The 18,226-nt window shown below is 64.0% G+C and carries 21 protein-coding genes; 11 read left to right on the top strand and 10 right to left on the bottom strand.

Going from position 1 to position 18,226, the window contains the following annotated elements:
* Window positions 1-1,020: bacterio-opsin activator domain-containing protein (locus C446_RS15760; RefSeq protein ID WP_006674130.1), on the top strand; the 1,020-nt coding region annotated here is incomplete at its 5' end.
* 133 nt (window positions 1,021-1,153) lie between these two features.
* Here C446_RS15760 and C446_RS15755 read toward each other — a convergent pair.
* Window positions 1,154-1,765 (bottom strand): HdeD family acid-resistance protein, encoded by a 612-nt coding sequence (locus C446_RS15755; RefSeq protein WP_006674129.1) that lies wholly within the window; start codon window positions 1,763-1,765, stop codon window positions 1,154-1,156.
* A 153-nt stretch (window positions 1,766-1,918) separates the two neighbouring features.
* Window positions 1,919-3,694 carry an archaeosine synthase subunit alpha gene (gene arcS, locus C446_RS15750; protein ID WP_006674128.1) on the bottom strand — a complete coding sequence of 592 codons (1,776 nt, stop codon included), beginning with the start codon at window positions 3,692-3,694 and terminating at the stop codon, window positions 1,919-1,921.
* Between the two features lie 185 nt (window positions 3,695-3,879).
* Here arcS and C446_RS15745 point away from each other — a divergent pair, with 185 nt between their 5' ends.
* Window positions 3,880-4,845 carry an EamA family transporter gene (locus C446_RS15745; RefSeq protein ID WP_083861151.1) on the top strand — a complete coding sequence of 322 codons (966 nt, stop codon included), beginning with the start codon at window positions 3,880-3,882 and terminating at the stop codon, window positions 4,843-4,845.
* Between the two features lie 45 nt (window positions 4,846-4,890).
* Here C446_RS15745 and C446_RS15740 read toward each other — a convergent pair whose 3' ends face one another.
* The 3 genes from C446_RS15740 to tgtA form a co-directional block, all read right to left on the bottom strand.
* Window positions 4,891-5,895, bottom strand: coding sequence for a Gfo/Idh/MocA family protein (locus C446_RS15740; RefSeq protein WP_083861150.1), 1,005 nt, complete (start codon window positions 5,893-5,895; stop codon window positions 4,891-4,893).
* Window positions 5,896-6,045: 150 nt separating this feature from the next.
* Window positions 6,046-6,411: a TRAM domain-containing protein gene (locus C446_RS15735; RefSeq protein WP_006674125.1), complete on the bottom strand. Its 366-nt coding sequence runs from the start codon at window positions 6,409-6,411 to the stop codon at window positions 6,046-6,048.
* Between the two features lie 67 nt (window positions 6,412-6,478).
* Window positions 6,479-7,960, bottom strand: coding sequence for a tRNA guanosine(15) transglycosylase TgtA (gene tgtA, locus C446_RS15730; RefSeq protein ID WP_049920288.1), 1,482 nt, complete (start codon window positions 7,958-7,960; stop codon window positions 6,479-6,481).
* Window positions 7,961-8,211: 251 nt separating this feature from the next.
* Here tgtA and C446_RS19155 point away from each other — a divergent pair, with 251 nt between their 5' ends.
* Both C446_RS19155 and C446_RS15720 read left to right on the top strand, forming a co-directional pair.
* Window positions 8,212-9,504: a hypothetical protein gene (locus C446_RS19155; RefSeq protein WP_006674123.1), complete on the top strand. Its 1,293-nt coding sequence runs from the start codon at window positions 8,212-8,214 to the stop codon at window positions 9,502-9,504.
* A gap of 513 nt (window positions 9,505-10,017) precedes the next feature.
* Window positions 10,018-11,337 (top strand): hypothetical protein, encoded by a 1,320-nt coding sequence (locus tag C446_RS15720; RefSeq protein ID WP_006674122.1) that lies wholly within the window; start codon window positions 10,018-10,020, stop codon window positions 11,335-11,337.
* Between the two features lie 147 nt (window positions 11,338-11,484).
* On the opposite strand, the gene C446_RS15715 is transcribed toward C446_RS15720, so the two are convergent.
* A complete protein-coding gene (locus tag C446_RS15715; protein WP_006674121.1) occupies window positions 11,485-12,033 on the bottom strand; it encodes an NUDIX hydrolase in 549 nt (182 codons plus the stop codon).
* A 173-nt stretch (window positions 12,034-12,206) separates the two neighbouring features.
* Here C446_RS15715 and C446_RS15710 point away from each other — a divergent pair, with 173 nt between their 5' ends.
* Complete coding sequence (locus C446_RS15710; protein WP_006674120.1) at window positions 12,207-12,482, top strand: PadR family transcriptional regulator; 276 nt, start codon at window positions 12,207-12,209, stop codon at window positions 12,480-12,482.
* A 302-nt stretch (window positions 12,483-12,784) separates the two neighbouring features.
* Here C446_RS15710 and C446_RS15705 read toward each other — a convergent pair whose 3' ends face one another.
* On the bottom strand, window positions 12,785-13,033 hold the full coding sequence (locus C446_RS15705; protein ID WP_006674119.1) for a hypothetical protein: 249 nt from the start codon (window positions 13,031-13,033) through the stop codon (window positions 12,785-12,787).
* Window positions 13,034-13,178: 145 nt separating this feature from the next.
* Here C446_RS15705 and C446_RS15700 point away from each other — a divergent pair, with 145 nt between their 5' ends.
* The 5 genes from C446_RS15700 to C446_RS15680 all read left to right on the top strand — a co-directional run bounded on the left by C446_RS15700 (window position 13,179) and on the right by C446_RS15680 (window position 15,413).
* On the top strand, window positions 13,179-13,532 hold the full coding sequence (locus C446_RS15700) for a hypothetical protein (protein WP_006674118.1): 354 nt from the start codon (window positions 13,179-13,181) through the stop codon (window positions 13,530-13,532).
* 72 nt (window positions 13,533-13,604) lie between these two features.
* Entirely contained in the window at window positions 13,605-13,895 is a 291-nt protein-coding gene (locus C446_RS15695) for a ubiquitin-like small modifier protein 1 (protein ID WP_006674117.1), read from the top strand.
* A 235-nt stretch (window positions 13,896-14,130) separates the two neighbouring features.
* Entirely contained in the window at window positions 14,131-14,397 is a 267-nt protein-coding gene (locus tag C446_RS15690) for a hypothetical protein (RefSeq protein WP_049920287.1), read from the top strand.
* A gap of 1 nt (window position 14,398) precedes the next feature.
* Window positions 14,399-14,818 carry a hypothetical protein gene (locus tag C446_RS15685; RefSeq protein WP_006674115.1) on the top strand — a complete coding sequence of 140 codons (420 nt, stop codon included), beginning with the start codon at window positions 14,399-14,401 and terminating at the stop codon, window positions 14,816-14,818.
* A gap of 142 nt (window positions 14,819-14,960) precedes the next feature.
* The gene (locus tag C446_RS15680) at window positions 14,961-15,413 is read left to right on the top strand and encodes a pyridoxamine 5'-phosphate oxidase family protein (protein ID WP_006674114.1); all 453 of its coding nucleotides are present in this window, start codon (window positions 14,961-14,963) and stop codon (window positions 15,411-15,413) included.
* A 198-nt stretch (window positions 15,414-15,611) separates the two neighbouring features.
* Here C446_RS15680 and C446_RS15675 read toward each other — a convergent pair whose 3' ends face one another.
* Entirely contained in the window at window positions 15,612-15,761 is a 150-nt protein-coding gene (locus tag C446_RS15675) for a DUF7560 family zinc ribbon protein (protein WP_006674113.1), read from the bottom strand.
* A gap of 149 nt (window positions 15,762-15,910) precedes the next feature.
* Window positions 15,911-16,615, bottom strand: a complete 705-nt coding sequence (locus C446_RS15670; protein WP_006674112.1) for a helix-turn-helix domain-containing protein — start codon at window positions 16,613-16,615, stop codon at window positions 15,911-15,913.
* Between the two features lie 226 nt (window positions 16,616-16,841).
* Here C446_RS15670 and C446_RS15665 point away from each other — a divergent pair, with 226 nt between their 5' ends.
* Window positions 16,842-17,219, top strand: a complete 378-nt coding sequence (locus C446_RS15665; protein WP_006674111.1) for a helix-turn-helix domain-containing protein — start codon at window positions 16,842-16,844, stop codon at window positions 17,217-17,219.
* Between the two features lie 285 nt (window positions 17,220-17,504).
* Here the strand turns inward: C446_RS15665 and C446_RS15660 are convergent, their stop codons facing one another.
* On the bottom strand, window positions 17,505-18,095 hold the full coding sequence (locus C446_RS15660) for a hypothetical protein (protein WP_006674110.1): 591 nt from the start codon (window positions 18,093-18,095) through the stop codon (window positions 17,505-17,507).
* Window positions 18,096-18,226 lie beyond the last annotated feature (131 nt).

Below are 18,226 nucleotides of genomic sequence, written 5' to 3'. Positions count from 1 at the left end.
GGAGCCGAGGACGGCTACCTCGAATCGGTCGAGATCAGTACCGACGACGACGAGGCGATCGGATACGGGCCGGTCGGACGGGCGATCCGAAGCAGCGAGGGACAGGTCGTCAACGACACCGCGTCCGATCCCTCGTTCGAACCGTGGCGCGACGCCGCACTCGAGCGTGGCTATCGCTCCGCGGCTGCGGTCCCGATCATCCACGAGGATCTCGTCTACGGTGTCCTGGTCGTCTACGCCGGGTCGGAGCGGGCGTTCACGGCTCCGGTGAAGACGATCCTCTCGCGAATTGGCGACGTCATCGCACACGCGATCACCGCCATCGAGCGCCGCGACGCGCTCGTCAGCGACGCGGTCGTCGAACTCGAGTTCCGCATCGAGGGGATGGCAGAGGAGTTGGTCGAACTCTCGGCGACCGAGTCGTGTACGATCGAGTTCGAGCAACTCGTCCACGGCGACGAGACGCTGCTTGCGTACGGGGCCGCCGAAGGCGTCTCCGAGGACCGGTTCAGGGACGCCGTCGACGAGACCGACGGTATCGAGGATGTCCGGTTTCTCTCGATTAGACGCGACGAACTCGAGTTCGAACTGCTCTCGCCGGCGGCAATCTCGCTTTTCGATACCATCGCGACCTACGGCGGCCGAATCAAGTCCGCCAGCATCGAGGGCGGGGAGTTCCGTTTTATCGTCGAACTCCCTCGTGGCAGGGACACGCGCCAGCTAATCGAACTCATCCGGGAACAGCGCCCGGACGCAACCTACCTCGCCCAGCGGACCACCGAACGGCGAGGGCCCGACGCGGCGAGTTCGACCTCGGTCCTCGAGGGTGATCTGACGGAGAAACAGCGGGCAGCCCTCGAGACTGCGTACTTCGCGGGCTACTTCGACTGGCCGCGCGAGAGTACCGGCGAGGAGATCGCCGAACGGCTCGGGATTTCGCCGGCGACGTTCAACCAGCACCTCCGGACGGCAGAACGGAAGTTTTTCGATTCGGTGCTCGGTGACCAGGGCGACGAGTAGGAGACGGGGAACGGAGGCCGATGCGGATTGCTGGCCCGTTGTACTGGTGCAACCGCCACCGGATCGCGATTACACCGGAGCTGACTAACAGTAACCCGGTGGGTGGTTCGCGGAACGCACCTATCGAGGAGTCTCAGGCCCGACGGGGCTCGGTCGCGGACGGCGTCTTCGCGGCCGCATCTCGGCCGGCGACGGCGACGGCGGCCATCGAGATGCCGGTCACGAAGAGGGCGACGCCCACGAGCGTGCCGACGGCCCAGGCCGCATCGGCCGGGAAGGCAGCCCACAGCAGGACCGCGAGGACGACCGAGAGCGCGCCGCTTGCAGCGATCGCACGGCGGCCGGGCTGGTCGGCCATCCCACTGCGGACCCCCAGCCACAGTTCGGCGACGCCATCGACCAGGAGGTACGCGATCGCGAGCACTGTCAGACTCGCCAGTCCCAACACCGGATTCGCCAGCAGGATGAGCCCGGCGACGATCGAGACGACACCCAGCGTGGCCTGCCAGAGCTGACCACGCCAGCCGCGTGCGGTGACCGCGTGTGCGCCGTGGACGATACCGCCCGCGACGAGGACGGCACCGAGCAGAAGCGTTACCGAGACCCCGGTGACGAACGGCGCGGCAATCGCGAGGAGGCCGAGCAGGCCGACGACGCCGCCGGCGATCGCGAGGGTCCGCCAGCCACGCTCGAGGGAGTAGTTGGTCGGGTCGGCAGTCGACGTCGATGTGAGTATTGGTGACATCAAACATAATACGCCGGACGAGCGCATAAAGGATGTTGCGCGTTCGACGGTCTGTCGCGTCGTCGGACCGGTCCGAAAACGGGACGAATATGGTGTCGACGGGACCTCCCGTCTCCGTGCAATTGACGGTTACGTCGGCACTGACGACCGCAGTTACGTTTCTTCGACGTGGCGGACCTCGCAGGCGACGCCGCGGGTGCTCTCGGCCATCTCGCGACCGAACATCTCGGCGCGGCCGACGGCGAAGGCGTTGGGTCCTTCGATGACGACTTCGTCACCGACTCGGATGTTCTCGTCGGCGTCGACGACGCCCGGCGCGAGGACGCTGCCGTGGGGGACGAAGCCGTCGATCTCGACTCGCTTGACCGGGACGTCGCTGTCGACCCAGCGTCGAGCTCCCTCGAGGGTAAAGGAGAGCGTGCCATACTGTGGGACCATCGTCGCCAGTTGGGTGTCGTCGCGGTCGCGAACCTGGATTTTGGGGTAGCGACTGGTCGTCTGAACGTCCTCGAAGAGCTCGTCGCCGGCTCCGTCGCCGAGCAAGTAGTCCGCGATAGCACGGACGGTGTTGTGCTCGCGTTCTCGCTTGGAGTACTTCAACTCGCCCGACAGCGCCTCGCCGAGGTTCGAGAGCGCCTCGTCGTCGGTCGGGTGTCCGCCCTCGGGAACCGTGTAGGTGATATCGAGCTTTTCGTCGCCGTCCCACGACGCTTCGACCCGTTCGACGATGTCGCGGTACCCCTCGTCGGGGACGTGTGCGACGATGTAGGGGTACGTGTCGGCGTTGCGCTCGAGATAGCGGTGCAGGACTTCGCTGACGAACTCCGTCTCGTCCTCTGACCAGCGGCCGGTGACGACGGTGTCGTAGTGTTGGGCCGGATACGTGGTCTCGAGTTCCTGGGGGACGACGCCGATCGGACTCGTCATCGACACGAGATGGGCGCGCCACTGGATGACATCGTGGAACTGGCGGTGACTCTGGGACTCGCTGTAGGGTTTCGCCGCCGAGCAGGGAACGAGCACCAGCGGGTTCGCAAACCGGTTGCGATACCGCGTCGTCACGCGGTCCGCGTAGCGCTGGATCTCGACGCGGCGCATGGTGTCCTCGGTCGCGGCAGTGATCTGGGCGTCCCGGAGGATCGGCGTCCGTTCCTCGAGGTAGCCCCACTGGCCGTCGAGTTCCCGCATCGCCGCGGTGAGCCACTGATCGTGGCGGGCCTGGCCCTCGATGTAGTCCCGCAGGCGACCCTCACGAATCCGTCGGCGGACGATACCGAGTTCCGACTCGAGAGCGTAGCGGTTGTGCTCGGCACAGTCCTCGCGGGTGAACTCCTCGCGGGGCTGCTGGCAAGCGGGACAGGAACAGGGCAGTTCTGCTAGGTCTTCGAGGAAGTAGGCCTCGTCCGTCGTCAGGTACCTGCCCTCCGTGCCTTTCACGACGGCGGCAGTGGCGTCGAAAAGGTCGACGCCGGCGTAGGCGAGCAGGGCGACGTTTCGCGGCGTCGCGACGCCCGAGAACAGCAAGGCGGTGTCCGCGGGGATCGACTCGCGGACGGTCACGACGGCCTCGACCAGCGCCGCGCCGTGGCCCGTGATCGACTGGACATCCGAGACGGCGTAGGCGTCCGTCCCCTGCGTCTCGACGTGATCGCTCGAGACGACGGCGACGCTCGGATAGTCGACGTCCGGATAGTCGACCGCGAACGACTCCTGGACCTCGTCGGCGGTGCCGCCGGGAAACGCTCGATGCGGAAGAACGGTGAGTTTCGACTCGTCACCCTCGGGGAGTTCGCGGTCGCTCGACCAGAGCGAGCCCGCGTCCTCGAGGAGATCGTCGACGAGCCCGGGGGTCGTCCGGGAGTCGGCGAGTCGCAACTCGCCGACGCGGGCGGCCCCGTCGCGCTCGTGTACTTCGAAGTAGTCGGTCATACCCGATATGGGTGGTGGGGAGCGAAAGAGGCTGTCGGTCGGGCGTCGCCGGTTCCGGTGTGGTTATCGTCTGCGGGTCGAAACCGGACCACATGGCTGTTCCCGGTCTTCCCGGCTTTCCCGGGGCGCTCTCGTCGCTCCCGTCGCTCCCGTCGTCGGTTCCCCTCGCGTCGTCCGTCGGGTCCATGCATACAGGACTCGGCCTCGAACTCGGAGCTATACTCGGACTCGAGGTCGGGAGCGGACTCTCCGAGCCGGCACTGGGGATACTCCTCGCGACGATCGCTGCCGTCGGCTTCGCCGGCCAGTTTCTCTTCGTCCGGCTGGGCACCGAGGACGGCGACGTGATCGACGCGGTACTCGTCGTCTTGCTGGTGAACGTCGGGCTACTCGTACCGCCGCTGCTGGCGGCGTACTCGCCGCCGTACGTCGACCTGTTCACGCCCGTCTCGTTCGTCTCCTTCGCCGCGGCTGGCGTGGCCGGGATGTTCGTCGCCCGGCTGGCGATGTTCCGCAGCATCGAGGCCATCGGCGCGAACCTGACCTCGCCGATCGTCGCCTCGAACGTGCTCTTCGCAACGGTGTTTGCCGTCGTCCTCCTCGAGGAGCGGCTGACGGTCATCCACGCCGCCGGGATCGTCCTGATCGTCGCGGGGCTGGCCGTCGCCTCCTGGGACACCGCCGAATCGACCGGAGCCGACCGGTCGATCCGGGACCTCGGGACGACCCTCGCCTTACCGCTGGTAGCCGCCGCCGCGATCGGCATCGAACCGATCTTCATCTCGATCGGGCTGGCCGACGGCACCGCGGTCCTCCCCGGTATCGTCGTCATGGCCGGCACCGCGACCGTCGGCTTCGTCGGCTATCTCGGCGTCTCGGAGTCGGTCCGGCGAGTTCGAGGCTCCGGCCCGGAGTTGAAGTGGTATCTCAGCGCCGGCGTCGCAACCACCGTCGGCTTCCTCTCGTACTTCGCGGCCCTCGAGGTCGCGCCGGTAGTGGTCGTAATGCCGTTCCTGCAGTTGACGCCGCTACTGGTCGTCGTCCTCTCGATCGCACTGCTGCCGAGCCACCTCGAGCGGGTGAGCTGGCGCGTCGTCGCTGCGGCGATCCTCGTGGTGATCGGGGCGACGTTCGTCTCTATTTCGGGGTGAGAACGGAGTGCCTGGAGCGACACGCCCAGTGAGTCGACGATCCCGTTACGGGACACCGCTTGCCGCTACTCCGCGGAGGTCGTCGATAACCGCCTGCACGTGCGCTGCTGCTTCGAACGAGACGAGGTCGCCGTCGCCGCCCTCGAGGTCGGTCACGAACTCCTCGATCAGAGCGAGGGTCGTTTCGCCCGGGTCCTCCGTGATCACGGTCCGGTCCGATTCGCCCGCGACGTCGTCGGCGACGAGGCGTCGCCACTCCCGCAGCGACAGCGACCCGTCCGTCCCCTCGACGGTGATACTGTTCTCTTCGCTGCCGGCACAGTCACACAGGAGGTCGACCGTCCCGTGGACGGGCTCCTCGAGGTCGACGGCACCGCTGACGCCGACATCGGGTCCGCCGGCCCGGAACGTCCCGACGACGGACTCCTCGTACCGGTCAGGGGCCGTGTACCGAACGTCTGCAGTGACATCGTCGACGGAGCCGAACAGTTCCCTGATCCCGAACACGAAGTGGCTACCGACTTCACGAAGCGGGCCACCCTGCTCGCGGCCGGCGAGCCAGTCGACGTCCTGCCACTCGCGGGGCCACCGCGGGAACCGAAACCGGAGGGAGACGCGTTTCGGTGTCCCAACCTCGCCGGCCGCGATCCGATCGCGCATCTCGACGAACCCCGGCGTATACCGGAACGGGAAGTTGATAGCGGTCGTCCGGTCGCTCTCGCGAGCGAGGGCAGCCAGTTCGCGACCGACCGTCGCGTTCTCCGCGATCGGCTTCTCGCAGATGACGTGCTTTCCGGCCTCGAGCGCGGCTCGGACGACCCCGGCGTGGTGTTTCGGCGGGACGCCGACGTAGACGACATCGAGCGCGTCGACGTCGACGAGCGTCTCGACCTCAGTGAACGACTCGGCGTCGTACGTGTCCGCCATCGACCTGGCCCGCTCCGGAACCCGATCACAGACCGCCCGGATCGCTGTATGCTCGTGTTCGCCGAACGCCTCCGCGAGACGCGACCCGATGACGCCACAGCCGACGATTCCGACCTGGTACATGACTGCGAGGAGGGACGCTCGTCCAAAGAAGGTGTGCATCCCGAGTCGCGGTCGAACTCCGCCGTCCGCCGAGGGACGGGGGAAGAGGGGGGAAGAGGGGGGGAAGAGAACGGGAAACGGAGAACGGGAAACGGAGAACGAAGAACAGGACTACCCCCGCCCGCGATACCGTGCCGTCGCCGACGTATGCCCGCGGTTGAACGAGAGAATTTCGACCTCGATCACGTCGCCGACCTCGAGGCCACGGGGGAGGTCCTCGACGAAGACGACGAATCCTTCGACCTTCGTGACTGCCTGCAGTTCGCCGGTGTGGTGTTCGGTGAACTCCTCGACGGCGACCCGTTCGACGTCGCCGAGATCGACCGGCGGCTCGCGCTTCTGGGCCTCACGGTGGCGCTCGTAAGACTCGCGGCGGTCCGACGAGCCAAACAGCCAGCCACGGACACGGCCGACGATCCACGCGCCGAAAAGCACCATCACGAACACACCGAGCACGAGCGACGCTGCGCCGAGCATATCCCGATTCGGGGCGTTCGGTCCTTTGCTGTTGTGGTTCGGCGGGCTTCCCGAGCGTAGGGAGCGGTCAGTCGCCGTCGCCCATCAGGTCCACCACCTCGACGCGCTCGGGAACCGCCTCGAGCACGCCGTCGGGCCAGCCCCAGTGGCCGAGCGTCACCTCGGTCTCGGGGTTGGCCTCGACGAGGCGAACGACGCCTTCCACAGCGGCCTCGAGCGCCGCACGGTCGGTCCGTTCGGGTAGCTCGGCGGTGAACGGGTAGCTCTTCGAGAGCGCTCGCGGGAACGGGCCGAACGGGGGTTCGACGCGCCACGATTCGTCGTACTCGTCGCCGCGGGCCGGCTCGCCTTCCGTGAGAAACAGCGAGTCGGGCGTCTCGAGGCGTGTCACGCGCTCGTGGTGGCGGCGAACTTCGGGTCGACGCGCGCTCTCGTGGGACGTATAGAAGAACGATCCCTTCGAGACGGGATCGGACTGCTCGAGTTGCGCGGCGTGATCGAGCAGTGCCCGGTACCCGTCGAGCATCGCCGGGTGGGCCCGAGCGCGCTGTTCGACCAACTCGAGGAGGTTGCCGGCACGGATCGCCTGCTTGATCCGGCGAATCTCCTCGAACGTGACGTGGAGGTTGTGGGCGGCCAGTTCCTCCTCGCGATCCCGGTCGGGCAACGCGCGGAGGTCGTCGGGCGAGTGCTCGGTACAGACGGGACAGGAACAGGGGAGGTAGTCCAGCTCCGCGAGCTGGCGCGTTCCGCGGACGGTGAGATAGCGATCGTCACGGGCGTACAGGGCGTACGCAGCGGAGTCGAACAGATCACAGCCCATCGCGACCCCGAGCGCGAACATCATGGGGTGGCCCGCGCCGAAGAGATGCACCGGCGCGTCCGCACCCAGCCCGCGTTTCGCGGCGGCGACAGCGTCGACCATGTCGTCGTATCGGTAGTCGTTCATCAGCGGCACGACCGCGCCGACGGGAAACACGTCCAGATCGGTCGCATCGGCGTGGCTGCCTGCCTCCTCGCGCAGGTCGGGGTACGTCGAGCCCTGGACCGGTGCGGAGACGAGCATGTCGCCGGTGTCGACGTCTTCGGCGACCTCGAGCCGTTCCTGGGTGGTCGCGAGTTCGTCTTCCGCGCGCTCGCGGGAGACATCCGGCGGGGTGGGGATGTCGACCGGTGTGCCGATGTCGGACCCGATCTCGTGCTGGAACTCGAGGATCTCCTCGGTCGTGACGTCGATGTCGCCGTACTCCGAGAGCTGGAACGATCCGGAGTCGGTCATGATCGCGCCCGGGAAATCGAGCAACTCGTGGAGCCCCTCCTCGAGTGCCTGCTCGCGGACGTCCTCGGTCCCGTGGATGATATAGGAGTTGGTGATGAGGATCTCTGCGCCGAACTCCTCGGCGAGTCGACGTGGACTGATCGTATCTAGATTGGGATTGATGACTGGAAGGAGCGCTGGCGTCTCGACCGTCGTTTCCGCTCGTGGGACGGTGAGCTCGCCGATCCGTCCCCCGGCGTCGGCGTCCCTGAGTTCGAAGCACTCGCGCATCGACCGAGTATTACCGACCACGGCGGTAAGGGTTCCGTTCTCCGTAAGGTACATCAGCAGCGGCGACCGCAAGCGAAAGCGAAATTCCGCTTGAGCGACTCGGACATCTCGAGACCGATGACCGTAATCGTCGCCGACAGGATGAAAGCGGGATTACCGAGCGGGGGCGATTTTCTACCTGCTATTGTTTCGGACACAATCCTGTAACAGTCGCTTCGTTTTACTCCGATACTGGCGGTAGATCGGCGTGCATGGTTTCACGACCGCAAACGCTCGGAGTCGTTCTGGTAGCACTGCTGGTTGCACTGTCGGGACCTGCCCTGGCAGGCGCAACGGCCGCGACGGACGACCCCGAGGGAGACATGGGCGCGACACTCGAAGATACAGAGGTAGAGACGCTCGAACTAGATGACGTCACCGTCGAGGACGCGACGATCGAGGAGCTGAACGTCGAGGACCTCGACGTCGACGAAGACGAACTTCAGGAACTCGTCGACGAGGAGGATGACGACCTCGCCGACGATGACGATGAGATGGCTGACGACGAAGACGACGAGATGAACGATAACGGCGTCGACGACGAGAACGACGCCCTCGACGATGATGACGCCGACGAGAACGGCGTCGACGACGAAGACGTCACCCTCTCCGATGTCGAAATCGAGCACCTCGAACTCGAGGACGTGACGATCGAGGACCTCGAACTCCACGAGGACGACGAGATGGAAGACGATGAGGCAGACGAGGAGGATGACGATCTCGCTGACGATGACGACGAGATGGCCGATGAAGATGACGAAGACGACGCCCTTGCTGACGACAACGGCGTCGACGAAAACGACGAGCACGACCTGATCGACGAAGACGCTGACGAGGTCACGGTCGAAGAGCTCACCATCGAGACGATGGATGTCGATCAGCTCACGATCGACGAGCTGACTATCGAGGACGACGAGGTCGATGAAGAAGACGATGAGATGGTCGATGACGAAGACGACGACCTCGCCGACGATGACGACGAGATGGCTGACGACGAAGACGACGACCTCGCTGACGATGACGACGAGATGGCTGACGACGAAGACGACGACCTCGCTGACGATGACGACGAGATGGCTGACGACGAAGACAACGATGTCGAAGAGCACCACATCGAGGACCTCACCATCGAGCAGTTCGATGTCGACGAGATAACCGTCGACTCGATGACCGTCGAATCCGTCGACGAGGAGGACGACGAACTCGATGACGACGACGAGATGGACGACAACGACCTCGCCGACGATGACGACGAGATGGACGATGACGGCGTGATGGATGACGACGAGATGAACGACGAGAACGACCACGATGACGAGAACGACGTCGAAGAAGAGACCGTCTCGGAGGCCTCCGCCACGTCCATCGACGTGAGCGACGCGACCGCCGAGTCGTTCACTATCGGTGAAGCCGACGGTCTGGACGACCTCGAGGACGATGACGACGACCTTGAGGATGACGACGACGAGGACGACGACACGCTGTCGATCGCCGTCCTGAGCTAATCGAGCCGTTCGTCGTCCGCGTCCGGTCGAGCCGGGTTCGGAGCCGGGGGCGGACGTATCCGCTTTCCACGGCGTGCCGACGCCGACGGACCGACCGGCTCCGCCGACTCACGAACTGTGACGTACCGAGCGATTCGCTTCTACTTCTTTTGTCCGACCGGACCGCCGCGGAACGTGGTCAATCGAACGTCGTAATACCGAAACTGAGGTCCGAGTCGCTCCCCAAGCAGCCGTCGGTGGGGACACCGGAGCAACCGAGAATAAAGTAAAGGCTCGTTCCGTGACCCGTGCGATAAGACGACAGCGACCGCAAGCAAAACGACGGTCTGGAGTGGTCTTCGGGTATTTCCCGGACTCGCGAACTGCCCGCGAGACCGAACGAATGAACGAATGATTAGGACCCGCCCCGAGGTTTGCAACTCGCCGTTTCTCGGAGGGGACGACGGACAGCACCGAGATAATCCTGTAACAGTCGGCTCGTTTTAGCCGGAATACGGCTGTAGGTCGGAGCGCATGGTTTCACGACCACAGACGCTCGGTGTCGTTTTGGTCGCACTGCTGGTCGCACTGTCGGGGCCCGCCCTCGCCAGCGCGACTGCGACCACGGCGACCGACGACGCCGGAGACATGAGCGCAACACTCGAGAACGTACAGGTCGAGACACTTGACCTCGATGACGTGACGATCGAGAACGCAACCATCGAAGAGCTGAACGCCGACGAACTCGAGCTCGATGCGGAGGAACTCGAGGATGAGGTCGACGAGGAAGATGACGAGAATAACGAGAACGATGAGGTAGATGACGAGAACGACGAGAACGACGAGATAGAAGACGATGAGGACGAAAACGGCGTGGCTGCTGACGACGACAACGATGTCGAAGATCTCGATACTGTCGAGGACGTGACGCTCTCGGATATCGAGATCGAACAGCTCGAATTCGAGAACGTCTCGGTCGAGGACCTCGAGATCGAGGACGACGAGATGGATGACGACGAGGTAGATGACGAGGACGACGAGATGGTCGATGCTGAGGCGGATGCTGAAGACGATGAGATGGATGACGACGAGATGGACGACAACGACAACGACAACGACGTCGCTGCCGACGAAAACGACGAGATGGAGGGCGACGGACAGGAACTGATCGACGAGGACGCTGACGAACTCACCGTCGAAGACCTCACCATCGAGACGATGGACGTCGAGCAGATGACGATCTCAGACCTCGAGATCGAGGACGACGACGGAATCCTCGATCAGATCGGTGACTTCTTCGAGGGGCTGTTTAACGACGACGACAACGACGACGAGGCTGCCGAAGACGACGATGACGAACCACCTGTCGCCGACGATGAGAACGACGAGACTGACGAAGACGACGAAGCGAACGACGACGTCGAAACCCAGGAGATCGGCGAACTCACCATCGAACAGTTCGATGTCGAGTCGATCGCGATCGACACGATGACCGTCGAGTCCCTCGAGGAAGCGGACGAGGATGACGAAGCCGACGAAGAGGATGAGAACGCTGTCGACGATGACGAAGCCGACGAGATGAACGACAACGGCGTCGACGACGAGAACGACGAGAACGACGAGGACGATGACGAAACCGACGCCGAAGACGAGACGGTCTCAGAAGCCACAGCCACCGCAATCTCGATCGACGACGCGAACGCCGATACGGTTACCTTAGAGGACACGGAGGACCTCGAAGCTGTCGCGGACGAGGAGGACGATGTCGAGGACGACGAGAACGATTTCGACGACAACGATGACGGCGATAACGACGACGACAACGACGAACTGTCGATCGCCGCGCTGGCGTAAGCCGAACGCACGGTGATCGGCGCGATCGGTACGGGAGCGCACTCGGCCGTCCCCGCTGCCTTCCCGTTCGTATCGACCGGTATCCCACACCCGTTTCGATTCCTGTTGCCCTTCGTTCCGGATCGGGAACGACCCGGAGAAAGCGGCCTACTCGGCGTCGAACAGCTGGTAGTACGACACCGCAAGCACCGCGCGACCGTCGCGAACGTCGCCCTCGCGAACGTCCGCGAGGAGGTCGCCGAACGGTCGTTGCCGGACGCGAATACTCTCGTTGTGGTCGAGTTCCTGTTCGGCCGTCGGCCGACACTCTCGCGCGACGAAGAAGTGCATCACCGAATCGGCGATCCCGTTTGCCGGTTCGACGGTCACCAGCGGCTCGATCTCTGCGGCTTCGTGACCGGTTTCCTCGGCGAGTTCACGGCGTGCCGCGGCCTCGAGGTCGTCGTCCTCGGGTTCGGTGCCGCCGACGGGCAGCCCGCGGCTGATGCGCGAGACGGCCTGTCGCCACTCCTCGATACAGACCACGTCGCCGTCAGGGGTAAACGGAAGCACACAGACGCTCGCGGGTTCGGAGACGTAGTCGAACTCGGTCTCGGTTCCGTCCGGAAGGCGAACGGATTCGTTAACGACCTCGAAGCCCGGACACGCGTAAGCTACTCGTCGTTCCTGAGTCTCCCAGGCGAGTTGATCGGTCATACCGGTCGTAGAACGCAGACCGTGAAAAACGCCGCGTCGCGGTTCGACTCCCCTTCGGTTCGGCCAAGCGGCCCGTTCTCGGCCTACGTGGCGCGTTCCGTGTGAGTGAGGATACGTATCAGCTCTATAACAAAGCCACGAATCGATGAACGTCGATATTCAGAGCGTGATCCATGGACGAACTCACCGGATTCCAGCGTGATTTGCTGTACGTCATCGCAGGGAAGGACCGACCGTCCGGACAGGAGATTCTCGACGACGTCAACCGATACATCGACCAGCCGGTAACCCACGGTCGGTTGTATCCGAATCTCGATACGCTCGTCGAGAAAGACCTCGTCGAGAAGGGACAACTCGACCGACGGACGAACTACTACGCGCTTACACCGAAGGGGCGTCGCGTGCTACAGCGCCGCCAGGAGTGGGTCGACCAGTACGTCGACGTATAGCTCCCAGCGGCGTTTCCGTCATCTTCTCTTCCTGTCACAGTATCCATCGAGAGAAGCGATACAGCCCCAGCTCCACGCACAGCCGATCGGTGACTGAGGCAGGTCGACAGCTCGTAGCGACGGGTGCGGCGATCCTCGAGTACCGATCCCTGGCGGGCCCGACGGAACGCCCTAGCCACTACGGGCGAAGTCCCGACGGCCCTCAAGGCGGAGTCGGTAACCTCGGCCAACGTCGTCCGTAAGCCCAGACATCTGCGAGAAGTGACAGCGTACGTGCCGGGAGCGGGCGCGTACGTCGTGGTTTATCCGTCTTCGTCTTCCCCGTCGTTCTCGGTCTCCTGCCCGTTTCCTGTCCCTTCCTCCATGTCGGCCTGATCGTCGTCTTCCTCGTCTTCTTGGCCCTCGGGCTGGACGTCTCCTTCACCCTCTTCGTCTTCCTCTTGTTCGCCCGGGCCGCCACAACCGGCGACGGTCACCGTCGCCAGCGTTGCGCCCGCCGCTCCGAGCAGTCGTCTACGCGTCGGTCGCGTGGATCGTCGGTTTCGTTGCATCTTCGGGCAGGAATCGACGGGAGAGACCGATAAGCGGACGGCCGACACTCGCCGGCGGCCGAATTCGGCGGGGCGACGTGGCGGGCGACTCTCCACGGGGTTTCTTCCCAAGGGTTCAAACCCTTTCAGTGACAGTACCAGTACGATGACCAAATACGCCGTCTCACGAGAGGGAACGACGCTCGTGACACTACACGAGGGCAGCGACACCACGGCCCGCGACGAGGCAACAGAGGAAGTAACCGCAACGCTCGAGGAACTGACCGCCGAGGGAACGATCACCGACTGGGAGCTCGACGACGCGGACGTATACGAACCCCCGGCTGGTCCCTTCGACCCGTACACGATCACCGTCTCGTTTGCCGTGACAGTGACCGTCGAGGCCGACGACGCCGAACGGGCGACCGAAATCGGTGCGAACGCGATCGACGACGCCCTCGAGGAAGCCGGCGTCGAGTCGGTGTCTTACACGACGTCGCCGGCTGCCTCGGCTGCGTAGGGACCGACTCGAGCGCGAGGCCGGACGTTCGGCGACCGTCCGTATTATGTCGAATCACGACGAGCGTTACCTATGGAGATCGATCTGCGGTTCTTCGCGACCTTTCGGGACGCCGTCGGCGAGAAAGAACGCACGCGCAACTTCGAGAGGGACGCGACGATCGGCGACCTCCTCCGGGGGCTGGAGGACGACTACGACGGCCTGGAGGGACAGTTGCTCGCCGACGGTGCGATCCGAGACCAGTTGAGCGTACTGAAAAACGGGAGGGACGTGATCCACATGGAGGGAGCGGAGACCGAACTCCAGGACGGCGACGTGGTGTCGGTGTTCCCGCCTGTCGCCGGCGGGAGCCATCGCCAGTGACGGGGGAGGCCGACGAGCACGATCCCGCTCGAGGGCGACGGGGTACGTGTCGCGCTCGAAGTGCTCGCTAACCGGGCCGAACTGAGTGACCGACTCGAGCCCGGGCCGGGCTCTCCGTCCCGTCGGGTACGATCGTGATCGCATCGGTCCGGCTGGTGGTCGACGGGCTGTCGTTCTGACCGCGGGCATAGATCGCGTGGCGAACGAATTTACTCTCGGGGACCCAACCCCAGGTATGACGACGCGTGTCGAGCGTTCGTTCCGAGGGATTTCCGAGCGGCTCGTGGTGCGGTACCTGACGAACTTGGGTGGCAAGCGAGTGGCCGAAGATACGGTCGAAGACGAAGACGGCGAGTGGAAGGCGACCTTCTCGAGCGACACCGTCGAGATCGGCCCCTCGCTGACCTTGACCGAGATCACGATCGTCTTCGAAGGGGAAAAAGAACCGCTCGAGTCGTTGATCGACGACTTCGCCCGGAAAGCGATGCGAGCGGGTGGGTAAGATGACCGGCGAGCCGATCGAGGGGCAGGTCCTCTTGCTCACCGCAGCGAAAGCGAGCGTCCCGGCGACGCGACTGCCGGAGCTGGTAGAGCGAGCACAGGCCCACCTCGCTGACGAACTCGAGCGATATCGTCGCGAGTACGAACGGGTGTACGTCGACGACGCTACCGACCACGACGACGAGACTGACCGGCTCGAGTCGTTTCTGGTCGATTGGGGCCACTGGGAAACGGTCGGCGAAACGGTTGGCTTCGACGAGCGCGAGCTGTCGGCGGTCAGGCGTGCCCACGAGGAACAACTGCTCCGAATCGGGCGACGGATCGACCGCGAGGAGGAGTTCGAAACGGCCCTCGAGATCCGTGAACCGGTGCTCATCGGAATCGAGGGCGGCGCAACCGACGACCGCGAACCATGGACCTGAAAGCGATGAGCCAATCGATCGGGTCCCGGCGAGCGTCCGTCCGTTTTCGAACCGACCGGACGCCTCGAGTCCCCAGCCGACGGCGCGAGGGCAGGTCAAAACTATAAAGATCGTGTTGTGCCATTGGGAGAGCACTGAGACGATGGCCATCGATCAAGAGACCGAAATGACCGACGCGGAGATCGACGACTTTCTTAGTCGGCACGAGACCGGCATCCTCTCCCTCGCGCGCGATAACGATCCTTACGCTATCCCGATCTCGTACGGATACGACGAGGAGAACCAGGAGTTCTACATGCGACTCGTCTCGACGCCCGAAAGTGAAAAGCGGGAGTTCCTCGATTCGACACCGGACAGCCGGCTCGTCATCTACGACGAGTCCCAGGAGACGTACCGGAGCGTAATCGCCAAAGGGACGCTCGAAAACATCCCGCCAGCGGAGCTGACACCCGACCAGATCGCACAGTACGGCGACGCGAAACGGCCGCTGTTCGAAATCTGGGCACAGTCGAAAAACGAACTGAACATCGAACTCTACCGATTGGCTCCCGAAACCCTCGAGGGACGTCGGACGGTCGTCGATCGCGAGGAGTAGTCGAGGGTCGACTCGACGGGGATGGGATTCGACCGATCCGAGTTACGACCAGTCAGGGTGAAAACCGGAAAACAGAGGGCAGTAACCTCCGGGCAATGTCTCCACAAAGGATCAGTCCGAACGCGACGTGCGAGGCAGAAATCGAACTGCGAGGCCGAGAACGGTTGGAGTCGCGATTCTCGAGTGGCGGTGGCCGGACTAGCTCGGCTGCTGTTTGCCGGCGAAGTCCGCCTCGGTGACCGAAGCACCACAGACGGGACAGCCGTGAGTCATGGTGGCATCGCGCATCGACTCGTTGACCTCGATCTCTTGCCCACACTCCGGGCAGGTAAATTCGTATCTGCTCATGTCGGGATTCGTGTTCGTGTTCGCGTCCGCTCTCTCGTCGGTCGGGAGGGACGAAAGTCGCTTCTGTTCGTAGCTGTGCGTCCGATATATATAGGGTTGCGGTTCGGTTCCGGAAAGCAGTAGGTCTCGAAGGGTTCTTGAACCATGAGTTATCGTCCTCCGCCATCGTGGTCGAGAATCGCATCGAGTAGCTTCGTCTGGGCAGCCGCGAGGTGTTCCGTGAACGTCGTGCTCGTGATGTCGAGGGCGTCCGCGACCTCCCCGGCGTTGGCACGCTTCGGGTGCTCGAAGTAGCCCATCTCGTGGGCCGTCTCGAGCACCTCGAGCTGGCGTGCGGTAAGGACACTCCGATCGACGAAGACCAGGTTCTGTTCGGAGTGGTCCTGTTGAGACTGGAGGAGTCGCTGGACGTCGATCGTCTCACACTGCTGTTGCAGTTCGCCGATGATCGCCTGGAGCCCCTGCATGTCGGGCGCGTGGAACGTAAGGTACAGCGCCGATCCCTTCGTGCGGACGTCGACGACGGGACAGTCGAACTCCTCGACGATCTCGCAGGGACAGCCACGGCCGAGCTCCCGGGTGAACCGGTAGACCGAACTCGAGCCGTACGAGAAGATTTCAGTCAGTTCGACGTCGTCTGTGTCGTCGTGTTCGCTCTCACCGGCCCCGAGTCCCGCCTCGCCGTCCGGGTCCTCGGGCTCGAGGAGGAACTCCTCGCTGACGCGGTCGGGTTCGGTCGGGTTGATACTCTTCGAGACCGAGTGGACGGTCCCGCTAGTGGCGGCGCTCGCGTCGGCGACGACGCAAGACGGCGGCTCGTCGATCTTTATCTCGGCGCGGATCCCCGAGGTCATCTACGGCTATCGATGGGGACCCCGGCCTCGTAAACCCTCGGTCAGCGACCGCCGATACCGGCGAGGACCTATCGACTCGGAAGAACCCCTCCGTGCCGTGAGACACCACGTGACGACCTAATTCGCAGGACTGCTGTAGCCGCCAATTTACCCGACCCCATATAAAGAGCCCTGTATTTATTGGGAGTCATTTGGAGGGGGACTGGTGGATAGTAGAGAGTGAACGATGTCCGCTACGAACCCAACGACGCGAGGATGGCTGACCGAGGAAGAAACCGTAGACACCGACGCCGTGCTCTCGGCGCTGGACGACGACGCCTGCCGGGCCATCCTCGAGGCGACGAGCGAGGAGGCCCTGACCGCGACCGAACTCTCCGAGCAGTGTGACATCCCGACCTCCACGGCCTACCGCAAGGTCGAGAAACTGACCGACGCCGGACTGGTCACAGAGCAGGTTCGAATCAACACCTCCGGCAAGCACGCAACCGAATACCGGACGTGTTTCGACGATGTCGTCGTCTCGCTCGCCGACGGCGGCGTCGAACTCGAGTTGACGAACGGCGAACGGCAGTCCGGAGCGGCTGCGCCAGTGGCCGGCGATTGATCGAACGACGTGCCGACACCGACTGGTCGAGCCGCGCTGTCGACCGAGCCGAACGACACACCGGCACTGCTCGGGGACCGTCGTAGCGGATATCTCGAGCGTTTCCGGTGGGTGGTCTCTCGTTTTGGATCGCGTTTCTGTGTCCGTCCTCGGTGACCTCGGATATCCACGTCGTTCGCGGTCGATCCGCTTTCGGTGGCGAACGACAGAGCCGTCGTACTGCCGCTGCTATTTTTGGCCAAACCCCGAAGCGATCGCACCGGGACAGCGGTACAGCACTCCGTCTCACTCGTTCGAGCCGTCCGACCGCCCGGAGCCAGGCCCCTCGAGCACCCGTTCGCCGACGCTGGCGAAGTACCGCCGGAACACGGCGTAGCCGATCGAGACCAACAGCATCACGACGACGATCGTCCGGACCGCCCCCTCGAAAACGAAAAGTGCCGGTATCGCCAGGACGGCACTGAGCGCGAGATCGCCGGGCGACCCATCGTAGGCAACCCACCGGCGCGGCTCGAGCCAGCGGCCGTGGTAGTGGCTATAGACGGCTCGTCGGGCTCGTCTCTCCCAGGGCCGCGCGGAGAGTCCGCCACCGAGGTGATCCGACAGTGCGTGAGCGCCAGCCCCCAGAAGGAAGACTGCAGCGGCGACGGTCGCCGTCGTCGGGACGAGGACGGCGAGGACTGCCACAGGAACGGCGAAGACCCAGTAGTAGACGGGAAAATGCAGCGTCTTCCGGTGGGTGGCACAGACATCGAAATCCGGAAACAGTCCCCCGAGGATCGCTGCGATCGCTACTGTGCCGGCGTCTACCGGTGCGACGACCGCGACGGCCGCGGCGAAAACGAGCCCCACGAACGCGTGGGTCGTGGCCATCATACGACGCAGATTGGAACGACGCGGGTATAGCTATTGTGTCATCGCGTTCCCGGCACGAGGGCCGTACTGATCTCGCTTTCGACCGAAAAAGAATCCACGAAATCGTCGCCGAACGGACGGGCGAGCGTGAG

This window comes from Halobiforma nitratireducens JCM 10879, from assembly GCF_000337895.1.
Taxonomy (GTDB): domain Archaea; phylum Halobacteriota; class Halobacteria; order Halobacteriales; family Natrialbaceae; genus Natronobacterium; species Natronobacterium nitratireducens.
The sequence above is the reverse complement of the archived record's forward strand: the minus strand, read 5'-3'. Positions and strand labels throughout refer to the sequence as shown.